This window comes from Phenylobacterium sp. (assembly GCF_044236515.1).
In the GTDB taxonomy this organism is placed as follows: Bacteria; Pseudomonadota; Alphaproteobacteria; order Caulobacterales; family Caulobacteraceae; genus Phenylobacterium.
On the sequence record NZ_JBIIGK010000217.1, the window covers coordinates 1 to 3,861 of the forward strand.

General features: G+C 71.3%; 5 protein-coding genes. 3 read left to right on the plus strand and 2 right to left on the minus strand.

The features are described from left to right. Positions 1 to 89: 89 nt before the first annotated feature. Both ACILRF_RS15195 and cysQ read left to right on the plus strand, forming a co-directional pair. Positions 90 to 284, plus strand: coding sequence for a DUF3553 domain-containing protein (locus tag ACILRF_RS15195; RefSeq protein WP_395674368.1), 195 nt, complete (start codon positions 90 to 92; stop codon positions 282 to 284). 15 nt (positions 285 to 299) lie between these two features. Continuing rightward, on the plus strand, positions 300 to 1,067 hold the full coding sequence (cysQ, locus tag ACILRF_RS15200) for a 3'(2'),5'-bisphosphate nucleotidase CysQ (protein WP_395674370.1): 768 nt from the start codon (positions 300 to 302) through the stop codon (positions 1,065 to 1,067). Positions 1,068 to 1,070: 3 nt separating this feature from the next. Here the strand turns inward: cysQ and ACILRF_RS15205 are convergent, their stop codons facing one another. Then, positions 1,071 to 1,262, minus strand: coding sequence for a hypothetical protein (locus tag ACILRF_RS15205; protein ID WP_395674372.1), 192 nt, complete (start codon positions 1,260 to 1,262; stop codon positions 1,071 to 1,073). A gap of 309 nt (positions 1,263 to 1,571) precedes the next feature. Between ACILRF_RS15205 and ACILRF_RS15210 the strand changes: the two genes are divergently transcribed. Beyond that, positions 1,572 to 2,255 carry a Fe2+-dependent dioxygenase gene (locus ACILRF_RS15210; protein WP_395674374.1) on the plus strand — a complete coding sequence of 228 codons (684 nt, stop codon included), beginning with the start codon at positions 1,572 to 1,574 and terminating at the stop codon, positions 2,253 to 2,255. A gap of 8 nt (positions 2,256 to 2,263) precedes the next feature. Here the strand turns inward: ACILRF_RS15210 and ACILRF_RS15215 are convergent. Continuing rightward, positions 2,264 to 3,861: transglycosylase domain-containing protein (locus tag ACILRF_RS15215; RefSeq protein WP_395674376.1), on the minus strand; the 1,598-nt coding region annotated here is incomplete at its 5' end.

The window sequence follows — 3,861 nt, forward strand, 5'->3', positions numbered from 1 at the left end:
GCGCTCGGAGGGAGTTTCGCTCATGGCGGGCGACCTTGAGGTGATTTGAGCCTTTGGAAAACGCCCGGCGGCCCATAAGAGAATCGCCCATGGAGCCGTTTTCTGATCCGTTCCTGGAGCCGGGGGTGCTGGTCCGCCATCCGACCCGGCCGGACTGGGGCGTGGGTCAGGTCCAGTCCGTGGCCGGACGAAAGGTGACGGTGAACTTCGAGGACGCCGGCAAGCAGACGATCGACGCGGCCGTCGTGCGGCTCGAGTTCGTCGGCGAGGATCCGCGGGACTGAAGGGTGGGGGCAGGTTTGAGCGACGTGTCGAACGAGGTCGGTGAGGCGCTGGCCGAGGTGTGCGAGCTGGCGGCGGCGTTGATCCTGCCGCTGTGGCGCTCCGGCCTGGCGGTCATTCACAAGGCGGACGAAAGCCCCGTCACCGAGGCCGACCGCAGGGGTGAGACCTTGATCCTCGCCGAGCTCGCCCGCCGGTTCCCGGACATCCCGGTCGTGTCGGAGGAAGACGCCAGTGAGTCCGGGGTTCCGGAGACCATCGGCCGCCGCTTCTTCCTGGTCGATCCGCTCGACGGGACCAAGGCCTTCGTCCGCGGCGATCCGAACTTCACCGTCAACATCGGCCTGATCGAGGATGGCCGCCCCGTCGCGGGGGCCGTTTGCGCGCCGCCCACCGGCGAGACCTGGTGGACGGCTGGCGGCCGGGCCTGGAAGCGGGTACAGGGCGGCGCGCCGCAGGCCGTCCGCGTCCGCCCCTGGCCCGCCGGCGACGCCCTCGCCCTGGTCAGCCACACCATGAAGGAAGAGGCCGCGCTGGCTCTCGCCCAGCAGTACGGCTTCGATCGCCGCGAGCCGATGGATTCCTCCATCAAGTTCTGCCGCATCGCCGAGGGCGCCGCCGACATCTACCCGCGCCACGGCCCGACCATGGAATGGGACATCGCGGCCGGCCACGCGATCCTGGAGGCCGCCGGCGGCCGCGTGGAGGCGGTGGAGGGCGGCCCGTTCGTCTACGGCAAGGCCGAGGCCGGCTTCCGCAACGGCTGGTTCGTCGCCCGCAGCTGACGCTCAGATGTGCTTGACGAGGTTCCAATCGGCGGACGACGGACCGGAGACCGTGGTCCGCCAAGCTTCGTCGCGCCTCGCCTCGGCCGGCGTGAACGCCAGATAGCTGAAGAAGCCGACCGCGAAGGCGATCGCCGCCATCAGCAGGAACGGCTTCAGTATCTCGAAGGCGCCGCCGGTCGGCATCGAGGTCACTCCGCGGGCTTGAACTCCTAGGCGGAACACCCGAGCGGCGCCGGGGTTGCCGCCAAGCTGCGGTGATTCGCGGCGCGGCGAATCTCTTCCGGCCCACGTGCTCCGGCGGTCACGGAAACTTGCGAACGATTCTCATTGCAATGGGTGCGCGCCAGTTTTAAGAACGCCTCGCAATTGCAGCGCCGAGACCGCTCGCTGGTCTTTCCGGTGCTCTCATGGATGTACCGGTTCTGATCCTCCCCTTGGCGGAGCCGGTATCAGCGCCCCGCCTGCTCGCAGGCGGGGCGTATTGTCGTCTAGGATGCCGCCATGCTGCTGCACGTCCCTGCCGTCCTCACCCCGTCCGAAGTCGCCGAAGTGCGCGCCCTGATCGACGCCGCCGAGTGGGTGGACGGCAATGTCACCTCCGGCCCCCAGTCGGCGCTGGCCAAGGTCAACCTGCAGCTGCCCGAGGCCTCGCCGGCCGCGCTCGAGGCCGGGGCGAAGGTCCGCGAGGCCCTGGCCCGCAGCCCGCTGTTCATGTCGGCGGCTCTGCCGCACACCGTCTTCCCGCCGCTGTTCAACCGCTACCGCGGCGGCCACACCTTCGGCGACCACGTCGACAACGCGATCCGCTTCCAGCGCGACAGCGGCGTGCGCATCCGCACCGACCTGTCCGCCACGCTGTTCCTTGCCGAACCCGACAGCTACGACGGCGGCGAGTTGGTGATCGAGGACACCTTCGGCGTCCACGAGGTCAAGCTGCCGGCGGGGCACATGATCCTCTATCCCGCGTCCAGCCTGCACCGGGTCGAGCCGGTGACACGCGGCGAGCGGGTCGGCAGCTTCTTCTGGATCCAGAGCCTGGTGCGCGAGGACGCCCGCCGCACCCTGCTGTTCGACATGGACCTGGCGATCCAGAAGCTGGCGCAGGACGCCGGCCAGGACAGCCCGGCGATCGTCGCCCTGACCGGCAGCTACCACAACCTCCTGCGGATGTGGGCCGAACTCTAGACGCCGAACTAGACGCCGGGCTCGACCGCCGGCGTGGGCGTGGCGGGAGGCGCGAGCGGCGGCGCGGGCGGGATTTCCGGCGGCGCGATGTCGGCGGGATCGGGCGCGGGCTCCACGACGGGCGCCGAGGGGTCGGCCGGCAGCGGCGGGATGTCCAGCAACTCCGGCGGGATCGCCTCGAGGTCGACGGTCTCCTCCCGCCGCTCGACCGGCGGCGGCTTCGCAAAGTCCCGGCGCGAGCTGGCGTAGCCGGCGAACTCGCGCCAGATCCGGGCCGGCAGGCCGCCGCCCGCCACCCCACGCATCGGCGAGTTGTCGTCGTTGCCGACCCACACGCCGACCACCAGGTCGCCGGTGAAGCCGATGAACCAGGCGTCGCGATAGTCCTGGCTGGTGCCGGTCTTGCCGTAGGCGCGGGCCGGGATCGCCGCGGCCGAGCCGGTGCCGCGGGCCACCGCGTCACGCAGGAGCACCAGCAGCGCCTCCCGTTCGGCCGGATCGAGCGGCCGGGTGCGCGGCGGTCGGGACGGCGCCGCAAGCAGCCCGCGCGGCGTCACCGGGGCGCGCCCGGCCGCCACCGCGGCGTAGGCGCTGGTCAACTCCAGCAGCGACATCTGCGCGGTGCCCAGCGCCAGGGTCGGATCGTTCGGGATCCGGGCCCGGACTCCGAGGTCCCGGGCGGCGCGGATCACGTTCTGGCGGCCGACCTGTTCCGACAGCCGCACCGCCGCGACGTTGCTCGACCGCGCGAAGGCGTCGCGCAGCGGAACCGGCCGTCCGGCATAGCGGCCCTCGTGGTTCTTCGGGCTCCACCCGCCAAGGTTCAGCGGCGCATCGAGGATCGGGCTCTCCGGCGTCATCCCTTCGCGCAGGGCGGCCAGGTAGACGAACAGCTTGAACGCCGAGCCCGGCTGGCGCAGGGCCTGGGTCGCTCGGTTGAACTGGCTTTCGGCATAGTCGCGGCCGCCGACCATCGCGACCACCCGCCCGTCGGTACGCATGGCGACCAGCGCGCCTTGCGACACGTCCAGCCCCCGCGACCGCGCCAGCCCGCTGCGGATCGCCCGCTGGGCCTGGGCCTGCAGGGCCGAATCCAGGGTCGTCCGCACCTCGACCTCGCCATAGGCGCGGTCGAAGGCGCGCTTGGTCTCGGCCGAGATCCAGTCGGCGAAATAGGACCCGACCGGCAGCTCCTCGCGCCCCTCGCGCAGCCGCACGCGCCGGGCCTGGCGCGCCTGCCGCGCGGTGATCATGCCCTGGTCGACCATAGCGGCGAGCACCAGCCGCTGGCGGCGCTGGGCGGCCGCGAAATCCTCGGTCGGCGCCAGCCGTGACGGGGCCTTGACGATCCCGGCCAGCAGCGCGGCTTCGCCGGCGCTCAGCCGCTCCGGGTCCTTGCTGAAATAGTGCCGGGCCGCGGCGCGCAGCCCGAACACCCCGTCGCCGAAATAGACGCTGGAAAGATAGCGCGAGAGGATTTCGTCCTTGCTGAGCCGCGCCTCCAGATAGAGCGCGATCAGCGCCTCCTGGGCCTTGCGGCGCAGGGTCTGGCGGCTGGTCAGGAAGGCGTTCTTGGCCAGTTGCTGGGTGATCGTCGAGCCGCCCT

Coding starts and splice junctions, on each gene's coding strand:
- ACILRF_RS15195 (WP_395674368.1), top strand. CDS start 90: ATGGAGCCGTTTTCTGATCCGTTCCTGGAGCCGGGGGTGCTGGTCCGC.
- ACILRF_RS15210 (WP_395674374.1), top strand. CDS start 1,572: ATGCTGCTGCACGTCCCTGCCGTCCTCACCCCGTCCGAAGTCGCCGAA.